Raw genomic sequence first — 19,155 nt, 5'->3', positions numbered from 1 at the left:
CAGTAAGTCCTGTTTAGGAGGCCAGAACGATGTCGCATTATCTTAAATATTTTGCAGCCGTTTATCTTGCCTTGCTGGTTTTGGTCGGCATGATTGTGTATTGGTTAAACTTGGGTGCCATTATCTTCATTCCTGCATTAATTGCAGCAGCATTCTTGAGTGCCCGGCATTTTGTGCATAAGGAACTGCGTGTACCTGACGCCAAGGAAAAAAATACCTTGGTCTGGGGCTCTACCATTATTGCCATGAGCCTTGGCTTTATTTTTATCTTGGTGATGATCTGGCTGCACCCTTATACCGAGGAAATTCTGCGCCGAATGAATTATACAGGCCGAGGCCCAAATTCATTTATTGTCGTTGCCTTGATTGCCTTGCATGCCGCCCTGTTTCATGTCGCCTATCATGGCTATACCCGCTATAGCTTGGCTAAACAGCCAAAGAAACACGCTTAATTTCAATCTAGTTCAAATCATGTCACGTGATCCTTCTATGCTTCACGTGACATTCGTCGTATTCTTTTAATTTATCTTGCTGAATATTCGAGCAAATTATTAAAATAAACAAACTTGTTGGTATAGCTTTTCCCATTTTCAACCACACAAGCAACAACAATAAAAACACAATATTCGAGATAAAAATGATGATTAAAAAATATTTTGGCTATTTCACTATAGTTTATCTGGTCGCGATTCTGATTGTCGCTGGTTTAAATATGTTTATCGATTTGCCTGGCAGCAGCACTGCCATCCCGGCATTATTCGGTGCAGGGGCAGCGGCAGCGATCAAATTTGTTCAGGATCAACAGCGTCTACCAAGTGCTATAGAGAAAAAACAGTTAATTTGGGGTTGTCTGGGCATTAGCGTACTCATTGGCTTGATCTTATCCTTATCAATATTGGGTATTGCAGAACAACGGGAAATTATCCTCGGCATGCTGGAATCTTTATCTTTTGGCATCTGGATAAGCGTATTGCTGCTAGGCTTGGCGATTCAATATGTTGTCCTTGCCTTATGTTTCGGCTGGATGAGTAAAAGCGCACTTAAAGGTTTGGAAGCCAAAAAACAGGCTAAAAAATAGTTGCTTAGCTTAAAATCACAGATATAAAAAGCAGATATGAAAAAAGCACCCGAAGGTGCTTTTTTGATTTGGGAGAATTAATCTGGTGTATGATACATCAGGTACAATTCATTCAGGTTTTCTGGAATTTCTTCCGCAAGCTCGTCCATTAACTGGCCGTTACGACGGAAAGTTTCCATTTGTGGGTCTTCTTCATCAATCCCACTGAAGACCATGATTGGCAGGGTTAAATCCACCAGTTGTTCTTCAAATTCTTCTGCAAACCATGCTTCTTCGTTCAGGAACATGGCATCAACAAAGCCCACACTCCAGTCACCAAGACTTGATTCGGTATCTGCTTCCTCGATTTCAAACGGGAAAGTGATGCCTTCTTCATTGGCCAAGCTTTGACGGATAGACTCCAGCCATACTTTAACCTGTTCGATGATTGCTGCTGGAACTTTTTTCTGATTGTTATCAAAAAGCTCATCCAGCCATCTGTCAAACTGCGGACCTACTGCAATTGCACACAGGAAACCGTGAGTTGCCGCGAAATCCAGACCATACTCATTTTGGTCGCCATCCAGATAGTCACTCAACAGGTCTAAATCTAAAGCACTCATCTAATATCCAAACTTAGAAATTCCGAAAGGCCTAGCATAGCATTTATTCAGGCCATGCTAAATCCGAATTGCTTAATCTTCGTCGTCGAAGTCATCGTCATCGTCGAAGTCGTAGTCAAAATCTTTGAGTTCGCGCTCGAGGCGGCGTTGAGTCAACAGGTCATCAATCAGACGACGTTTTTCCAACGACTCTTTTGCGCTGAGCTTACTGGAAGCCTCATCGAAGCTAACATCATCATCACCGTAGTTATCATCTAGTTCAAAATCTGTAGAAGACACTAAAACTACCTCATTGTGAAAAATGTAAAGGGTCCTAGGCGCTATTTATCTTGCCTAAAAATACTTGTCAAGTTTTATTTAAATTTTAGTACCTTAAAATTGTAATTAGGGCTTTTTTTCCAAGTAAATTGTATGGCATGATATAATCCACCCTGCGTCCTTATATTTTTTGACTATATATTTTTGGTCAGATACAGATACGCCGGGGCTGGACTTGAAAATAACAAATTCATCCCCATCTTAAATTACTGAATTTCATTTTAAATATTTTGTCAGACAGCCTTAATGCTGAATACTCTGATGAAATATGTAGGCTATTCAATAAATTTAACGAGCTTAAATCGTGCAGAGCTGTACGATTTTTTACTGTCACAGATTCAACGAAGAGTAAGCAAAGATGAGCGATATGACTTCCCCTACTTCGCAAGTAGCGGCTCTGATTAGCCGAGGCAAAGAACAAGGTTATTTAACCTTCGCTGAGGTTAACGATCATCTCCCGGACTCCATCACAGAAAGTGAACAGATTGAAGATATCATTCAGATGTTGAATGACGTCGGCATTCCGGTACATGATCGCGCGCCTGAATCTGATGATGCGATGTTTGAGGATACTGCAGAAGCTGCCGATGAAGTTGCAGAAGAAGAAGCTGCAGCAGTACTTGCATCTGTAGAAAATGAGCCAGGTCGTACAACTGACCCAGTACGTATGTATATGCGTGAAATGGGTACTGTTGAACTTTTAACGCGTGAAGGCGAAATCAGCATTGCAAAACGTATTGAAGAAGGGATCCGTGACGTTCTTCACTCCATTGCTTACTGGCCAAATGCCGTAGAAGTTGTACTACAAGAATACAAAGATTATGAAGCTGGCGAACGCCGCCTGGCCGACCTGCTTTCAGGTTATTTAGACCCTGAAACTGATGATGATATTCCAGAAGTGCTGGAAGAAGTCGCTGACATCGAAGAAGATGAAGAAGCAACTACCAAGTCAACCAAAGATGTAAAACTGGATGATGAGGAAGATGAAGAAGAGTCTGACAGTGATGACGATTCTGAAGGTGACTCAGGTCCAGATCCAGAAATCGCTAAAGTTCGCTTTGCTGAACTTTCAGATGCATGGAAAAATACCAAGGCTGTCATTGAAAAGCATGGCCGCAACAGCAAAGAAGCAGAAGAGGCACTGCAAGCTTTAGCTACTGTGTTCATGATGTTCAAGTTCACACCGCGCCTGTTCGATATCATTTCTGAAATGATTCGTGGTACCCACGACCAGATCCGTAGTGCAGAACGTGAAGTAATGCGTTATGCAGTCCGTCGTGGCCGTATGGATCGTACCCAGTTCCGTACTTCTTTCCCAGGTCAGGAATCTAATCCAGCCTGGTTAGATGAGCAAATTGCGAAAGCGCCTGCCGATCAAAAAGCTTATCTGGAAAAAGTACGCCCTGACGTGCTGGCATTCCAGCAAAAGATTGCAGACATTGAAAAAGAACTTGATCTGAAAGTTCGTGACATCAAAGACATCGCCAAGCGTATGGCGGTGGGTGAAGCCAAAGCGCGCCGTGCCAAGAAAGAAATGGTTGAAGCGAACTTACGTCTGGTCATTTCGATTGCGAAGAAATACACCAACCGTGGCTTGCAGTTCCTGGATCTGATTCAGGAAGGTAACATCGGTCTGATGAAAGCCGTGGACAAGTTTGAATACCGTCGTGGTTACAAGTTCTCGACTTATGCAACTTGGTGGATTCGTCAGGCGATTACCCGTTCAATCGCGGATCAGGCACGTACTATCCGTATTCCAGTTCACATGATCGAAACCATTAACAAGATCAACCGTGTATCTCGTCAATTGCTTCAGGAAATGGGCCGTGAACCGACTCCGGAAGAACTGGGCGAACGTCTGGAAATGGACGAAGTGAAGGTTCGCAAAGTACTTAAAATCGCTAAAGAACCTATTTCGATGGAAACACCGATCGGTGATGATGAAGATTCACATTTGGGTGACTTCATTGAAGACAGCAACATCACCTCTCCTGTGGATGCTGCAACGTCGGAAGGCCTGAAAGAAGCGACACGTGAAGTACTGGAAAACCTGACTGAACGTGAAGCGAAAGTCCTGAAAATGCGTTTTGGTATCGACATGCCAACTGACCATACTTTGGAAGAAGTAGGTAAACAGTTCGACGTAACCCGTGAACGTATCCGTCAGATTGAAGCGAAAGCCTTACGTAAGCTGCGTCATCCTTCCCGTTCTGAACACCTGCGTTCATTCCTGGAAAATGATTAAGATTTGATACAATTGATAGAGACTTGAAACTCAGTTGATAGTCTCCATCTATGTATCCAGACAGACCCAAACGCCTGCGCTCATGCAGGCGTTTCGAATAGGGGGACTACATGTTAGACCGTACACCATCTCGTGAACTACAAGAACATCTTTGGGTTTTCCCGATGGACTACCCGATCAAACTGATTGGCCTTGCTGGTATTGAGTTGCATCAGGCCGTAAATGAGATCTTTGTAAAGCATTTTCCTGAATTTGATGGCAGTAAAATGACCGTTACGCCTTCACGTACAGGTAAATATCATTCGATCACTGCACAGCTCCGTTTCCTTGAACTTGAACAGGTACATGCTGTTTATGCAGATCTGGCTGCTTGTCCTTTGATCAAAACTGCGCTTTAAACCTGATTTTGCTTCATGCCAGGTACATAAAAAAACACGCTTATGGGCGTGTTTTTTTTATGCTTATGAATTTACTGTAGACAATGACGAGCAATCACTCCCCTATCTGCCGCTGAAATCATTATAATTATTAGCAGTATTTTTTAATCTTTCCAAGGACGCACACTGTGACTGATGCGGTTCAAAAACCCTGCCTGATTATTCGTCAATATAATGACCTGACTCCCTATGAAGACCGCTTTCTGGAAATGAAAGCCCTGACTGAAAACCGTGATGAAAACACCCCGGATGAGTTGTGGATTTTGCAGCACCATGATGTCCTGACTCAAGGGCAAGCGGGTAAGCCGGAACATATTCTGATGCCATCCAATATTCCGGTAATTCAGACCGATCGTGGTGGTCAAGTCACCTGGCATGGTCCGGGCCAGCTGGTAGCGTATTTTATGTTTGATCTGAACCGTCTTGGCTGGAACGTCCGTACGCTGGTCTCCTATGTCGAAAACCTGATGATTGAGCTACTCAAGAAGTATGATATTGAAGCCTATGCCAAACCGGATGCACCCGGTGTCTATGTGAATGAGCGAAAGATTGGTTCTCTCGGCTTTAAAATCCGTAAAGGTCGTAGCTATCATGGTCTTTCCTTGAATATTGACTGTGACCTGACAGGTTTCCATACCATCAATCCATGTGGCTATGCAGGACTGGAAATGGTCCGCATTAACGACTTGGTCAACAACCCGCCAAAATTTGCTGACTTGTGTGTCGAAATTATTGAAACTTTAACCAGCAGCGGTTACTTTAAGGACGTTAGCGTCGAGCAAAGATAAAGCCTTTGCATTTCAACAATAAATAAATTAGAGTAATTACTCTAAACAAATAATATTCCAGGTAGGGATCATCACGTGATTGCAACTAAATCCGTTAAACCTGCTTTGCAACAGGCCTATGTCAAACTCATGATGGATGTGATTGGCAGAGGCTTAGTCATGGCAAGCCAGGTCGATGAAGAAATCAAAAAGGAAGTTGCCCAGTTTCCGGCGAATTTCAGTCTTTCCATGAAAGTCTTCCCCCACGGCCCGGCATTTATTGCCCGGGTTACTGAAGAGAAGCAACTTGAACTCGTGAAATCTATGGACACTGTGCCTGACCTTACGATCACCTTTAAGCATTTGCATCATGCCTTTTTGGTCTTTTCATTCCAGGAAAGTACCTCACAGGCCTTTGCCCATGACCGCATGATTGCCGATGGTGATATCTCTTATGCTATTCGTCTGGTGCGTTGTCTGAATAAAATGGAAGCCTTGATTTTGCCGAAAATGGTGGCACAACTGGCTGTCAAAGAATATCCAAGTAATCTCAGCCTGAAAGAAAAATTAACTGAAGCAAGCAGCATCTATTTAAAAATTGCTCAATCTTATTTGAAACGGAGTGCCTAACATGACCAAGCCTTATTATGAATTTTTCTGTCCAGTCAAGGTGATTGCCGGTCATGCTGCGCTCGAACATATTCCGTTTGAACTCTCGACATTAGGTGCCAAACGTCCACTCATCATTACCGATAAAGGCGTACGTGCCAATAATCTGCTTGCACCGATTGAAGCTGCTTTTGAATCGACGGATGCAGAAATTGCAGCGATTTTTGATGATGTCCCACCCGATTCGAGCTTAGGTACAGTACGTCGTGCTGCACAACTATATCGTGACAATAACTGCGATGCGATTATTGCCATCGGGGGCGGTTCAGTTATCGATACCTCAAAAGCGACCAACATTCTGGTCTCTGAAGGTGGCGATGACTTGCTTAAATATTCTGGCGCACATAACCTACCAAAGCCCTTAAAACCATTTTTCGTGATTCCAACCACGTCTGGAACAGGCTCTGAAGTAACCATGGTTGCAGTGGTATCGGATACTGAAAAGAACCTGAAAATGCCGTTCGCATCTTATTATCTGATGCCGCATGCTGCGATTCTTGATCCACGTATGACCCAGACTTTGCCACCACATTTAACCGCAATGACTGCAATGGACGCGATGACACATGCGGTTGAAGCCTATACCTGTATGGCATCCAATCCGATTTCAGATGCTTATGCTACAGCAGCAGTGAAGAAAGTCAGTGAGAATCTGTTTAAGGTGCTGGATAATCCGTCTGATGCTCAAGGTCGTCTGGAATTGGCACAAGCTTCTACCATGGCTGGGATCGCTTTTTCGAACTCAATGGTTGGTCTGGTGCACTCACTCGGTCATGCGCTCGGTGCGGTAGCTCACTTGCCGCATGGACTATGTATGAATCTGTTCCTGCCTTATGTACTGGAATACAACAAGGAAGTGAGTGGTGGCAAGATTGCAGAGCTGCTTCTCCCACTGGCTGGCCCTGATATTTATGCACAGACCCCGGGGCATCTGCGTGCCGATAAAGCGATTGCAACCATTCTAGCGATGCGTGACCGTATTTATGCTCTGACTAAATTACCACGTACATTAAGTGAAACAGGTAAGGTTTCTGAAGCCCAGCTCGATGAAGTGGCAGAGAAAGCCCTGAATGATGGTTCCATCATTTATAACCCGAAAGAAGCCACCCTGGAAGATTTGAAAACCATCTTAAAAAAGGCTTGGTAATTACTGAAAAATAAGCCAATATAGCCGAAATTCTAGCCTGATGTTTTTTTAAGCATCAGGCTTTTATCTTGCATAAGAAAAAATTCGATTTCTTTTTTTGAATGGCACATTTTATGCAGGACAAAAGTCAAAAAAATAGCTAGCAAAAGCCGTTCTTTTCAAGTAGATTGGCGGACTTTTATAGAAAACTGTAGGGGGGATCGTTCGTCTCAAACGATCCTTATTCAATATGACTGATCCTTGATCAACGATTAAGAGGATAACGCCGTTGACTAATATCTCTGGGACTCAATCGGCAGCTAAACTGCAAAAAACGCTAGGACTCTGGCACATCATTATTATTGGTTTAGCTTATATTCAACCCATGACCTTGTTTGATACATTTGGTCTGGTATCTGAAGAAAGTAACTTCCACGTTCCTACCTCTTACATTTTTGCACTGATTGCAATTTTGTTAACCTCCTTGAGCTATGGTCATATGATTCGTCGCTACCCTTCTTCGGGTTCGGCCTATACCTATGCGCAAAAATCCATCCACCCGAACGTAGGTTTCATGGTGGGTTGGTCATCCTTGCTGGATTACCTGTTATCGCCAATGGTCAATATCATTCTGGCGGTGATTTATCTGGAAGCACTTTTTCCAGACATGAACCATTGGGTTTGGGTCATTGGTTTAACCGCGTTTATGACTGCGATTAACCTTCGCGGTGCGAGATTTGTTGCCAACTTCAACAGTATGATTGTATTCGTACAATTGGGCGTCATTGCATACTTCACCTGGATGGTTTACCAACTTCTGGAAGGTGGCGTAAATGCAGACGGCACATTAGTCGATGCAAAGTATCAACTGTGGAGTTTAGAGCCATTCTGGAATGAGTTTACTTCTGTTGCTGCCCTGATTACCGGTGCAACCTTACTATGCTTCTCTTTTACAGGTTTTGACTCTTTAAGTTCACTGGCTGAAGAAACCAAAGATACTGAAAAAACTTTGCCTAAAGCGATTTTCTTGACTGCATTAATAGCGGGTATCATTTTCATCATCAGTACTTACTTCATGCAGATCTTTTTCCCGAATGATCCAAAAACCTACTTTGATGATATTGCTGCAACACAGCCTGATATTTTACAAGCAGTAGGTGGCGTGGCATTTAAGACAGTGGTACTTTACTTTGCGATTGTGACAGTTATGGCTTCCGGTATTTCAGCGCATGCGGGTGTGTCTCGTCTGATGTACGTAATGGGTCGTGATGGCGTAATTAACAAAAAAATCTTTGGTCACATTAGTCCGAAAAACTACACACCGTCGTACAACATCCTGATCGCTGGTGCAGTTGCTTTAACTGCTGGTTTCATGGATCTTGACTTTGTCGTGTCACTGATCAGCTTTGGTGCGTTAACTGCATTCAGTTTCGTCAACTTGTCGGTGATTTCACGTTATGCACTGCGTGATGGCCGCACGAAGAGTGCCAAAGAGATCATGAATTTTGTCGTCGTTCCCTTACTTGGCTTCATTTCAGTGTTTGCATTATGGCTAGAAGTCGACGAAGCTTCGCTTAAATACGGTCTGATCTGGGCATTTGGCGGTATCTTGTACCTGGGTTATAAAACCAAAGGCTTCAAGCACCCTGCTCCTCAGCACAATGAATTTGATGATAAATAATATCCTTCTTATTCAAATAAAAAAGGCGCTTGATGCGCCTTTTTTAGTTCTGACGTGTTTATTTTTTAGTTCAGTTCAAAATCATTTTAGACGACAGTTAAAGCCCATGCGGGTATCAACAATATTGTCTTTATAACCAAGCCGTTCGATAAATAGATTACGATTTTTTAAAACCTCCTGACTTTCAGGACTCAAACGCGCCTTGTTCTGTACAGCCAGATGATAGGTTTCATTCACCACACCCTGGAAGATATTACAGACTTCCTGACGTTTTGGTTGATTCAGAATCCTTCCGCGCCAACTCCATTCAAAATCATCTTTGCTGAGGGTTTTACCCCAAGCTTCAATACGCTCATTCAGTTGCTGCTGCATCTCTGCCATACCCTGCCTGATTTCCTCCTGAGTGAGCGGTTTTACTTCTTCTGCTGGCTGTTGTGGTTCTGGCTGTGCCTGGCTTGCTCCACTAAACATTAATAAAACCGCACAACTCGCTGTGATCCACCCCTTATTCAAGTTTTTTTCCTTTTTTTGTGTTCTCAAATTATTTATACCGAAGATAAGCCCAATGACCAACCACTGCACAAGCCTTGTTACACAAATCAAAAAAAGCCACCAATTGGCAGCTTTTCTTAAAAAAAGAAACTAATTAAAGCGTTTTAAACCCCTGCTGACGCCAGGCTTCGTACACAATCACTGCTGTCGCATTGGACAGGTTCAGACTACGTGAATTCTCAGCCATTGGCAGACGGATCCAGTGTTCTTTCGGGAACATCATACGCACATTTTCTGGCAGACCACGTGTTTCCGGCCCCATCAATAAAGCCACAGGACGATTTAAGTCTGAAGTATGTGGGGTTTCAGAACCTTTAGTCGTCAATGGATAGACCGCATCTGCACCAATGCCTTGAGAAGCTAAGTCTGCCAAACATTCTTCAATATTTTCCCAGATTTGCATATTGGCATATTCATGGTAATCCAGACCGGCACGTTTTAGCTTTTTGTCATCCAGTTCAAAGCCCAGCGGCTTGACTAAATGCAACTGTGCTCCCGTATTTGCGCATAGGCGAATAATATTACCTGTATTGGCAGGAATTTCAGGCTCATATAAAACAACATGGATCACAGCTTTTCTCTACTCTTGGGAGGAGTTAAGTGGTCGTTTACGACCACTTAAGTTTTTCACGTAAACGCACCACTTCACCGATAATGGTCAAAGTTGGTGCTTGAATATGGTGCTCAGAAACTTTAGATGCAATATTCTGGAGCGTTCCAATTACTACTTTTTGCTCAGGTGTAGTGCCTTTAGACACTAAGGCCACCGGCATATCCGGGCGCTGGCCATGCGCGATCAGTTGCGTACAGATCTTATCCAGCCCAACCAAACCCATATACAGCACTAAAGTCTGGTTTTCATAGACCAGTTCACTCCAAGGCAGCTCGGGTGAACCTTCTTTTAAATGACCTGTCAGGAAACGTACACTTTGCGCATAATCACGATGAGTCAGTGGAATACCAGCATAGGCTGAACAGCCAGAAGCCGCGGTAATACCTGGCACCACCTGGAAAGCCACACCCGCAGCGAACAGTTCTTCAATCTCTTCACCACCACGACCAAAGATAAACGGATCACCACCTTTCAGACGACAGACACGCTTACCTTCACTGGCATATTTTACCAGTAAGGCATTGATCCCTTCTTGTGGCACTGCATGATTAGATCGTGCCTTACCGACGTAGATCTTCTCTGCATCACGGCGGCACAAGTCCATGATTGGTGCAGAGACCAGACGATCATAAATCACCACATCGGCTTGTTGCATTAAACGCAATGCTTTTAGGGTCAAGAGTTCTGGATCACCAGGACCTGCGCCAACGAGGTAAACCTCACCTTTTGGCTTTTGCCATTCCAGTAGCGCCTGTTCAATCAGATGATCAGCTTCAGCCAGATTGTCATTAAAGACCTGTTCTTTCAAAGGACTAGCATAAAGCTCTTCCCAGAAAATACGGCGTTCATCAGGATGAGTAATCTTGGCTTTTACCGCGCTACGCCACTTCCCAGAGAATTCAGCCAGTTTACCCATACCATGTGGAATGGTGGTCTCTAGCTGGGTACGAATCTGACGGGATAACACCGGTGACGTACCATTTGATGCTACCGAAATCACTAGCGGTGAACGGTCAATAATCGCCGGAACCATAAAGCGGCAATGCGGTGGATCATCTACACTGTTCACCAGAACATTTTCAGCTTCACAGGCATTAAAGACCTGACGGTTGACTTCAGCATCATCAGTCGCTGCAATCACCAGACGATAAGAGCGTAATGGAATTTCAGGATTGAAAGGTGCCTGAACATATTGGCCAGCAGTTGCTTGAATAATCTCAAGCAGAGCTGCTTCAATTTCAGGTGCAATTACCGAGATAACTGCGCCTGCTTTCTGTAGCAATACCGCTTTCCGGTACGCAATATGTCCACCACCAACAATCAGACAGGGTTGCTGCTGCAACTTTAACGAGATTGGGAAAATATCCACGAAAAGCCTCAAATATTTAGATCTGACTGTCTAAGCAATTTTCATGCACATTTTGGTGCATACACCGATATTTAGTCGATGTAAGTTGCACCACCCATGTACGGACGCAATACTTCAGGGATCTCAATTGAACCATCTGCACGTTGGTAGTTTTCCATCACAGCAAGTAAGGTACGACCCACTGCCAGACCTGAACCATTTAAAGTATGCACAAATTCAGTTTTCTTCTGGTCGGCCCGGTAACGCGCTTTCATACGACGTGCCTGGAAATCACCCATGTTTGAACAGGAAGAGATTTCACGATAGGTATTTTGGCTTGGTACCCAAACTTCCAGATCATAAGTCTTGGTTGAACCAAAGCCCATGTCACCGCCACATAGAATGATCTTACGGTATGGAAGGCCTAAAGCTTGCAGGATACCTTCCGCATGACCAGTTAAATCTTCCAGCGCCTGCATAGAATCTTCAGGTTTTACGATCTGAACCATTTCAACTTTATCAAACTGGTGCTGACGGATCAGGCCACGAGTATCACGACCATAAGAGCCCGCTTCACTACGGAAACATGGCGTATGTGCAGCATATTTCAATGGCAGGCGGTCGGCATCAATAATTTCGTCACGCACGAAGTTGGTTACTGGCACTTCAGCTGTTGGAATCAGATAAAATTCTTTTTCGCCTTGCAGCTTAAACAGGTCTTCTTCGAATTTGGGTAACTGACCCGTGCCACGTAGCGAATCAGCATTTACTAAATACGGTACATAGGCTTCGGTATAACCATTTTGGGTGGTGTGCGTATCCAGCATGAATTGAGTCAACGCACGTTGTAGACGCGCTAAAGGACCTTTAAGAACGCTGAAACGTGAACCAGTCAATTTAGTTGCTGTTTCAAACTCCAGACCGCCCATCATTTCACCCAGGTCAGTATGATCTTTGATTTCAAAATCAAATTCGCGTGGTGTACCCCATTTCAGGATCTCCACGTTGTCAGACTCATCTTTACCTTCAGGAACAGATTCATCTGGCAAGTTTGGAATAGACAGGGATTTTTCTTCCAGTTCAGCTTGCAATTCAGCTAGTGCTGCTTCTGCTGCTTTAATTTCATCGCCAATTGCAGACATGCGTGCCATGATTTCAGACGCATCGCCACCGGCTTTTTTGATTTGGCCAACTTGTTTCGCACCCGCATTACGCTCAGCTTGTAGCGATTCAGTTTTAGACTGAATTTCTTTACGGCGAGCTTCAAGTGATGCCCACTCTTCGACATTCAGTTGAACACCACGTTTTGCCAAGGCTAAATTTACAGCCTCAATATTATTTCTGAGTAATTTCGGGTCGATCATAGCCAATCTTTAGATAAGAAAAAAACTGGCTATAGTGTAAGCTCTTAACGGCAAAAAATACAGTGACCTGGTGAATGGCTGCGCCTTATTAGCACAATATTTAAGGGGTTGTTCTTGGCAAAATGGATAAATACTCAGGTCGGATGATCCCGTTTAATGCCGTATAAGGTACTTTTAATTCTACCATTGCACTTGTGGATTTGCTCAACTCACCTGCTGGATAAATCAGTACCAAACCTTGACTGTCAAAATAATAATTGTCACTTAATTCCAATTGCTTTGATGTTATTTGGGCACGATCCAACCAGTCTTTGTTTTCTTGATACAAGCTTTGTTTTAACTTTCCTTCAGTATTGCCCAGCATGATTTGATAAAGAGCCAGACGTTTCTTTTGCTTAAGGTCCAGATTGACGTATTCAGTATGAGATTGTGGCTGTGCTGCACGTTTAGGCTGATGAGCAGTTTTGAATATGAAAGTCGCTAAATGACCATGCTGATTCAGGTAACTGACCTGAATGGAACGCTGCTCAAAAAATTTCTGCTGGTCCTTTGTTTTGATTTTATCACCGCTTACTGTGCGAAAGGCAACTGGTTCTGTACGCTGGATACGCTCTAGAAAATACCGGTCAATCCAAGCCATATTGGTATCTACAGTTTGCAGATCAAAGCGCACACAACTCTCTACTTCGCACACGACCTGATTAACACCTTTAACCGGAATGGTTTTGGATTGTATTTGCCCTGCTTCTTCTGTTTGCGCAGATGCATTGACTGAGGGCGTTTGAGGCTGACAGGCAAACAACCCAATATTTAAACATAAAATACAGCTAATCCAGCCGGTTTTAAATGAAGTCATTTTCATCCTAAGCACCTGAAATTTCATAATTTCATTGACTTGACTTTTGTTTATTCTAAAACGCCTGAATCTCCAGATATAGGCAAACCTTGTAATGTCTCCAAATCCATTTCTATTATTGGCAAATAAAAAGCAACCCGAAGGTTGCTTTTTTATTTTGCTGATATTGATGCTTATTGATCAATAATGTCCGTTCCTTTAGGCGGTGTGAAATTAAAGGTAGATGCCGGAATGCTGGCATTCACTTTCACATTTCTAAAGTTGATATAGGTAGTTTGACCCAATGAATCTTCCAGAATCATCAGACTCGGTGCCTTGTTAGCGCCAAAGCTAATCGTCAGGCTTTCAAACACACCATCACTTGCCTTTGGATACAGCTTGTAATAGGTCTTGGCCTTGTTTGGCTGTGTCACACGATAAGACTGCATGATCTGGTTGGTATTTCCAGAGAGCAATAATGCTGGTGTATTGGAGACTTGTTCATCCAGGCTCTGACGAACGGCTTGCTGCAAGTCTGGGTCATAGATCCAGACAGTTTTTCCTGTTGTAGCAATTGTCTGTTTCGAAGGTGCCGTGGTTTCCCAATAAAATTTACCCGGACGCTGCACTTTCATCACACCACGAAAGGTCTGGTTCATGTGCTGGGCGCTCAAACCCTTTTTCTGAGTTGCTTTCGGATTGGTAATCTTGGTGGCTTGCTCAAAGTTTGCCGTTAAGCTACGGATATTACTGAGCTGCTTCACCAGATTGGCAGTGGCTTGCTGCTCCGTCGCTGCAGTTGCGGCAAATACAGTCGTGCTCATGACAGGAGCCAGTGTTGCCGCACCGATTGTTATGGCACATACAGTTTTACGAAGCATATTCATAATCTCACCTTTTTGTATTTGCATATCGCTATTTATCTAATGGCTCATCTTAAACGAATTTCAAAAACTAAGATGATAGAAAATAAGAAGTTTTGTATTGTTATTAATGCAAAATCCCTGCTTTTGTTCATCATGATGAAGATCACCGTTTATTCTTCAGCCATATGTTTCAGACTAACTCGTCAATCTTCAAGCATAAAAAAACCCACAGAATCTGTGGGTTTTTTCTATTGTCGCAGATTATGCTTCAACAGATACGTAGCGACGACCGAACTGGCCTTTCACTTCGAATTTTACTACGCCATCAGCAGTAGCAAATAAAGTATGGTCACGGCCCATACCTACGTTAACACCAGCGTGGAATTCAGTACCACGTTGACGAACGATGATGTTACCTGCAGTTACAGTTTGACCACCGTAAACTTTAACACCTAACATCTTAGGATTCGAATCACGACCGTTCTTAGTCGAACCACCGGCTTTTTTAGTTGCCATGTCTCATTACTCCTAGTAATTAGCCTGAAATGCTAGTAATTTTCAACTCGGTAAACCATTGACGGTGACCTTGTTGTTTACGGTAGTGCTTACGACGACGCATTTTGATGATGCGGATTTTGTCGTGACGACCATGGCTAACTACTTCTGCAGTTACTTTAGCGCCAGCTACCACTGGAGCACCGATTTGAATGCTTTCACCGTTTACAAGCATCAACACGTCATCAAAAGTAACAGTTGCGCCAGTTTCAGCTTTCAATAATTCAACTTTAAGGGTTTCGCCCTCAACTACACGGTGCTGTTTACCACCGCTTTGGATTACTGCGTACATAATGTACTCCAAATATGCCCGTGTCGTCGTGCCGATAAAGGGATATACCGGTCTTAAAACGTACGCCACTGGGGGTTATACAAGGGCAAAGATTTTAAGGGATATTCGTATAAACAACAAGCCATTTTATAGAAATATTGATGAACGCATTTATCCATCTCTTTGAGATTATACTAATTTTAGTAAAATCAGACACTCATGCAATTTTTCGCTACAAAAATCAACAGAGCCGGACGGTTATTTTTGAGTAGTATACTGAGCCACAAATTTCAGAGTACATGATCCGTAGAGGTAAATCGATAGAGTACAGTCAGCCACCAGAATCGGGCTGGATGGATTATATTCATCATAAAAAACTGATTTTTAGTGGAGTTTGTACGTTTCTTATGTTTCATGGATGTTATAAATTGTTAAACTACCGACTTGAGATTTACCAAACTAGAGGTTTCCTTTCACATGACCATCGACTTTAAGCAAGATATTCTCGCTCCTGTGGCACACGACTTTGCTGCGATGGACACATTCATTAATGAGGGGATTACTTCAAAAGTTGCCTTAGTCATGGCAGTGAGCAAACATGTGGTTGAAGCCGGTGGCAAGCGTATGCGCCCGATTATGTGTTTACTGGCAGCCAAAGCCTGTGGCGCAGATGATCTGGATCAGCATCGTAAACTCGCGGCGATCATTGAAATGCTACATACTGCAACGCTGGTACATGATGACGTCGTGGATGAGTCTGGCCTGCGCCGTGGCCGTCCAACTGCCAATGCGACCTGGAATAACCAGACTGCCGTATTGGTCGGTGACTTCCTGATCTCACGTGCCTTTGACCTACTGGTTGATCTGAACAATATGGTCTTACTCAAGGACTTCTCAACTGGTACCTGTGAAATTGCCGAGGGTGAAGTATTGCAGTTGCAATCGCAACATCAGCCTGAAACAACTGAAGAAACGTATTTAAATATTATTCATGGTAAAACTTCTCGCCTGTTTGAACTGGCCACTGAAGGTGCTGCCATCCTGACTGGTAAAGAAGAGTTCCGAGCACCGCTACGAACTTTTGCCGGTCACTTTGGAAATGCTTTCCAGATCATTGACGATATTCTGGATTACACTTCAGATGCAGAAACACTGGGCAAGAATATCGGGGATGACCTGATGGAAGGTAAACCGACCTTGCCATTGATTGCGGCACTGAAGAATACCTCTGGGGATGACTTCGAGATTGTGCGTAAGAGCATTGCAACGGGCGGTACTGACCACCTTGAACAGGTGATTCATATTGTCAATGCATCCGGTGCTCTGGATTACTGCCGTCAGCGTGCGACTGAAGAAACCGAAGCTGCGATCGCTGCACTGGATCTACTGCCGGATTCTGAATACCGTCAGGCGCTGATTAACCTGGCCAAACTTGCGCTTCATCGCATTCAATAGATACCCACCTCGCCTATGCATATTAAGTTTCTCGATATTTTCCAAAGCATGCAGCAACAGCTTGAGCAGCCTCAAGCGAAGCTGGATGAAAACCTGTTAATTGAACTCGTGAATCGTATACGACCAATAGACAGCAAGAATACCGAAGAAATCGAAGAAAAATTTCAGGCGTTTTTACAGTCTTTACTGATCACCCCCAATGCGGTTTCTACCCTGCAGACCTTTGTGCTGCGCGTGATTAACCGCTACAAACAGACCAGCCTGTTTTCTGATACAGGTATTTTATCCCTGGACGGTTTCTGGAATCAGCTCAATCAGCGTATTGGTGCACATATTCTACCCATGATTCCGGATGATAAAAGCCTGCAGGAACTGATGCGTCGGGTATTTCATGAACGCAGTGACCGCTACTGGCTCGACTATCTGGCCGATGAAGACTGGCTGCGACTGTTTAGCGTGATGAATCAGGGTCATTCTAATCAGCCTGAAAAAACCCGGATTAAAGATGAACTGATCAAGGCACTGACTATCCTGTCATATCGCGTCAGTGGTATTGCCCTGCATCCTGAATTTATCAATGCCCAGCCTGAACTGATGGAATATGAATCGCCTTTTCTGATTCAGAACCGTGAGATCAATGAATTTATTCAGGAATATAAAAAGCGCTTTAATAATGTAGAACTGGTGGATTCAATCCTGCCACCAGACGCTTCTCAGGCAATGGTGATGCTTGAGCAATGTCATGATGTCGTCGCGAAAATTCGCCGCTCCACCAAACGCATTGGCGTAAGTGTCAGTTTGACCTACATGCTGGCCCTGCTGGAACAATGTCTGGAACGGATTGAAATTCTGCTGAATATGATCATGGATGATGACCAGTTGCGTTATCAGTCTATGGGGTATTTTCTGGTAGATATTACTGAAGCACTTTATAGTGAACGTAGTGTCCGCTCCCTGCTGGCGACCAACAGCGAATTACTGGCTTTACAGGTGACTGAGAATGCTTCCAAAACTGGAGAGCATTATGTAAGTACCGACAAGCAGGGCTTCCTGGCCATGTATAAGGCCGCAGCGGGTGCCGGGGTCATTATTGCCACTATGGCTACCCTGAAGATACTCATGGCACGTGTCACCATGGCACCGCTCATGCAAGCTTTTAGCTACAGTATGAATTACTCATTGGGCTTTATGCTCATCCATGTGCTGCATTTTACTGTAGCGACCAAACAGCCCGCGATGACCGCAGCTGCACTGGCTTCTACCGTACAGCAACGTAAAGGCTCTAAAACCGCTCAGATTGCTGAACTGGCTGCATTGATCGTGAATATTATCCGGACCCAGTTTGTAGCAATTCTGGGAAATGTTTCAATTGCCATACCCGTTGCTGCCTTGCTGACCTTTATGTGGGATGCTGCCCTTCATGAACCTTTAATGAATCATGCCAAAGCGGCCAAGACCTTACATGACCTGAACCCGTTTACTTCACTTGCGATTCCACATGCTGCGATTGCCGGGGTTTGCCTGTTCCTGTCTGGCCTGCTCGCAGGTTATTTTGACAATATGGCGGTATATCGTAAGGTCGGACCACGTCTGAAAGCCCATGCCCGTCTGGCTAACCTGATGGGGCAAGAGCGCTTAAACAAATTTTCTGAATATATGGAACGTAATTTGGGAGCCTTGGGGGGTAACTTTATTTTCGGGATTATGCTCGGCAGTATGGGCACCATTGGTTTTATTCTCGGTATGCCGCTGGATATTCGTCATATTGCCTTTGCTTCAGCCAACTTTATTCAAGGACTGATAAATATTAATGGGCCTGATATTGGCCTGGTGGTGGTGTCATTTCTAGGTGTTCTACTGATTGGTCTGACCAACCTGTTTGTCAGTTTTAGTCTGACCATTATTGTGGCATTACGTGCACGTCGGGTGCGTTTCGAACAATGGAAACCACTGGCGAAACTGGTCATGACCCATTTCCTGACTCGACCGAGCGATTTCTTCTGGCCACCAAAGCAAGATGTTGATATTGACAAAAATCATACAACCAGCAAAGGTTGAAACTGAGACAATTCTTATTGATTTATCAACAGAATTACCTAATAAAAATATGGATTTTGTATAAATTACGCACACTTGAAAAAAAGTGTACTGACAAGTACACTTCAGGACAGACGGTTAACCGGTATCATGTCGGTTAGAAAGAACAAGGATATTTGGCATGCCCTACTTGTTGCTTTTTGTCGGTTTTTTTATTTGATTTTCAGTGTGTTCGTTCATCTTGATTCAGCTTATAGCAAGTTTGATTTGCTGATTGCTGAATAAATAAAGTACTACACAGAGATCTGTCTGTATTAAATAACCGCAGCCATAAGG

Annotated in this window: 20 protein-coding genes; 10 read left to right on the top strand and 10 right to left on the bottom strand. The window is 43.8% G+C overall.

Annotation, left to right across the window (positions count from 1 at the left end):
* The first annotated feature begins 29 nt into the window (after nt 1-29).
* Nucleotides 30-452, top strand: coding sequence for an ABZJ_00895 family protein (locus tag F955_RS04840; RefSeq protein ID WP_004891931.1), 423 nt, complete (start codon nt 30-32; stop codon nt 450-452).
* Between the two features lie 185 nt (nt 453-637).
* Entirely contained in the window at nt 638-1,078 is a 441-nt protein-coding gene (locus F955_RS04835; RefSeq protein WP_004891928.1) for an ABZJ_00895 family protein, read from the top strand.
* 77 nt (nt 1,079-1,155) lie between these two features.
* On the opposite strand, the gene F955_RS04830 is transcribed toward F955_RS04835, so the two are convergent.
* Complete coding sequence (locus F955_RS04830; protein WP_004814890.1) at nt 1,156-1,680, bottom strand: YecA/YgfB family protein; 525 nt, start codon at nt 1,678-1,680, stop codon at nt 1,156-1,158.
* Between the two features lie 72 nt (nt 1,681-1,752).
* Entirely contained in the window at nt 1,753-1,959 is a 207-nt protein-coding gene (locus F955_RS04825) for a PA3496 family putative envelope integrity protein (RefSeq protein ID WP_004814888.1), read from the bottom strand.
* 397 nt (nt 1,960-2,356) lie between these two features.
* Here F955_RS04825 and rpoD point away from each other — a divergent pair, with 397 nt between their 5' ends.
* The 6 genes from rpoD to F955_RS04795 all read left to right on the top strand — a co-directional run bounded on the left by rpoD (nt 2,357) and on the right by F955_RS04795 (nt 8,923).
* Complete coding sequence (gene rpoD / locus F955_RS04820; RefSeq protein WP_004891926.1) at nt 2,357-4,243, top strand: RNA polymerase sigma factor RpoD; 1,887 nt, start codon at nt 2,357-2,359, stop codon at nt 4,241-4,243.
* 110 nt (nt 4,244-4,353) lie between these two features.
* Entirely contained in the window at nt 4,354-4,641 is a 288-nt protein-coding gene (locus tag F955_RS04815) for a YbeD family protein (protein ID WP_004814884.1), read from the top strand.
* 167 nt (nt 4,642-4,808) lie between these two features.
* Nucleotides 4,809-5,468 carry a lipoyl(octanoyl) transferase LipB gene (gene lipB, locus F955_RS04810; protein ID WP_004891922.1) on the top strand — a complete coding sequence of 220 codons (660 nt, stop codon included), beginning with the start codon at nt 4,809-4,811 and terminating at the stop codon, nt 5,466-5,468.
* A 75-nt stretch (nt 5,469-5,543) separates the two neighbouring features.
* The gene (locus F955_RS04805) at nt 5,544-6,077 is read left to right on the top strand and encodes a hypothetical protein (protein WP_004891919.1); all 534 of its coding nucleotides are present in this window, start codon (nt 5,544-5,546) and stop codon (nt 6,075-6,077) included.
* Between the two features lies 1 nt (nt 6,078).
* Nucleotides 6,079-7,263: an iron-containing alcohol dehydrogenase gene (locus F955_RS04800; RefSeq protein WP_004891916.1), complete on the top strand. Its 1,185-nt coding sequence runs from the start codon at nt 6,079-6,081 to the stop codon at nt 7,261-7,263.
* A gap of 268 nt (nt 7,264-7,531) precedes the next feature.
* Nucleotides 7,532-8,923 carry an APC family permease gene (locus F955_RS04795; protein WP_004891913.1) on the top strand — a complete coding sequence of 464 codons (1,392 nt, stop codon included), beginning with the start codon at nt 7,532-7,534 and terminating at the stop codon, nt 8,921-8,923.
* Between the two features lie 81 nt (nt 8,924-9,004).
* Here F955_RS04795 and F955_RS04790 read toward each other — a convergent pair whose 3' ends face one another.
* The 8 genes from F955_RS04790 to rplU form a co-directional block, all read right to left on the bottom strand.
* Nucleotides 9,005-9,394, bottom strand: a complete 390-nt coding sequence (locus F955_RS04790; protein ID WP_017401621.1) for a hypothetical protein — start codon at nt 9,392-9,394, stop codon at nt 9,005-9,007.
* A 175-nt stretch (nt 9,395-9,569) separates the two neighbouring features.
* Nucleotides 9,570-10,046, bottom strand: coding sequence for a tRNA (cytidine(34)-2'-O)-methyltransferase (locus F955_RS04785; protein WP_004814872.1), 477 nt, complete (start codon nt 10,044-10,046; stop codon nt 9,570-9,572).
* A gap of 37 nt (nt 10,047-10,083) precedes the next feature.
* Nucleotides 10,084-11,457, bottom strand: coding sequence for a siroheme synthase CysG (gene cysG / locus F955_RS04780; protein WP_004891907.1), 1,374 nt, complete (start codon nt 11,455-11,457; stop codon nt 10,084-10,086).
* Between the two features lie 71 nt (nt 11,458-11,528).
* A complete protein-coding gene (gene serS / locus F955_RS04775) occupies nt 11,529-12,800 on the bottom strand; it encodes a serine--tRNA ligase (RefSeq protein WP_004891904.1) in 1,272 nt (423 codons plus the stop codon).
* Between the two features lie 100 nt (nt 12,801-12,900).
* Nucleotides 12,901-13,656: a DUF3298 domain-containing protein gene (locus F955_RS04770; RefSeq protein ID WP_004891901.1), complete on the bottom strand. Its 756-nt coding sequence runs from the start codon at nt 13,654-13,656 to the stop codon at nt 12,901-12,903.
* Nucleotides 13,657-13,829: 173 nt separating this feature from the next.
* Complete coding sequence (lolA, locus tag F955_RS04765; protein ID WP_004891898.1) at nt 13,830-14,522, bottom strand: outer membrane lipoprotein periplasmic chaperone LolA; 693 nt, start codon at nt 14,520-14,522, stop codon at nt 13,830-13,832.
* Between the two features lie 240 nt (nt 14,523-14,762).
* A complete protein-coding gene (gene rpmA, locus F955_RS04760; protein WP_004814861.1) occupies nt 14,763-15,017 on the bottom strand; it encodes a 50S ribosomal protein L27 in 255 nt (84 codons plus the stop codon).
* 19 nt (nt 15,018-15,036) lie between these two features.
* Nucleotides 15,037-15,348, bottom strand: a complete 312-nt coding sequence (gene rplU / locus F955_RS04755; protein ID WP_004814860.1) for a 50S ribosomal protein L21 — start codon at nt 15,346-15,348, stop codon at nt 15,037-15,039.
* A gap of 456 nt (nt 15,349-15,804) precedes the next feature.
* On the opposite strand from rplU, the gene sdsA reads away from it, so the two are divergent.
* Together sdsA and F955_RS04745 are read left to right on the top strand one after the other, a co-directional pair.
* Nucleotides 15,805-16,782, top strand: coding sequence for an All-trans-nonaprenyl-diphosphate synthase (sdsA, locus tag F955_RS04750; protein WP_004814857.1), 978 nt, complete (start codon nt 15,805-15,807; stop codon nt 16,780-16,782).
* 15 nt (nt 16,783-16,797) lie between these two features.
* Nucleotides 16,798-18,840, top strand: a complete 2,043-nt coding sequence (locus F955_RS04745) for a site-specific recombinase (RefSeq protein ID WP_004891896.1) — start codon at nt 16,798-16,800, stop codon at nt 18,838-18,840.
* Nucleotides 18,841-19,155 lie beyond the last annotated feature (315 nt).

Origin of the sequence: Acinetobacter schindleri CIP 107287, from assembly GCF_000368625.1 — a bacterium.
Lineage (GTDB): Bacteria > Pseudomonadota > Gammaproteobacteria > Pseudomonadales > Moraxellaceae > Acinetobacter > Acinetobacter schindleri.
The sequence above is the reverse complement of the archived record's forward strand: the minus strand, read 5'-3'. Positions and strand labels throughout refer to the sequence as shown.